This window comes from Salinimicrobium oceani (assembly GCF_012037645.1).
The window spans coordinates 1-707 of sequence record NZ_JAAVJR010000141.1 but is presented as its reverse complement, the minus strand read 5'-3'; the positions used below and the strand labels follow the sequence as shown (position 1 = coordinate 707).

At 42.3% G+C, this 707-nt stretch carries 1 protein-coding gene; it reads right to left on the bottom strand.

Annotated elements, in window-relative coordinates; all coding sequences use genetic code 11:
- Positions 1-493, bottom strand: a 493-nt coding sequence (locus tag HC175_RS15900; protein ID WP_168139400.1) for a hypothetical protein, incomplete at its 3' end; no start/stop codon positions are given.
- Between the last annotated feature and the right edge of the window lie 214 nt (positions 494-707).

Genomic DNA, 707 nt, shown 5'->3' with positions numbered 1-707 from the left:
ATGCCTGATCAAAGGTCACAACAGCCTCATCCATACCTGTTAAGGTGAAAGGAGGAGTGTCCATGTTAGAATCATATGTGCTTTGAGCTATGGCAAAGTGTTCATTTGTTTTGCCATCTGAAAGTGGATTCCACCACATTTCTGTAATTTTATTAGTATTGATGTCAGCTGTCGCGAACTTCCATTTCGGCTGAGTTTTATGCCAGTGAATTGGCGCTCCAGAATCAGCGTTTGCGTCGAATGAAATTTCCTTTCCATCTGGGTCAGTGAATTTCCAACCATTGTTTTTTATTCCGGCATTGGTGAAATCACCTCCTTCAAAATATCCAAAGCTCTCCCCGTATCCTGTTTTGGAACTTAAAGAAATATCGGTTCCAAAGCACACTATTGTAGGCTCAGCTTCCACAGGAGAAGGTTTAATATCAGACGGGATTACGCTGACAATAGCTGTAGCAGAATAGGTTCCGGTATTACAGGCTCCATTTGAAATCATTGCCCTAATTACAGTTGATTGATTATTAACTAATTGTTATACCTCGTCGCTGGTCAACTCTTTGGCCTGGCTGTCGAAGGTTGACCAGGTAGAAGATGTAGCAGTTTTATGCTGCCACTCTACGACCTGTCCGGTCTCTCCTGTTAAAACTAATGTTGTGGCATAACCATCAGCAGCATTTTCACAAGTCGTAAATACTCTACCGACTCCTGTA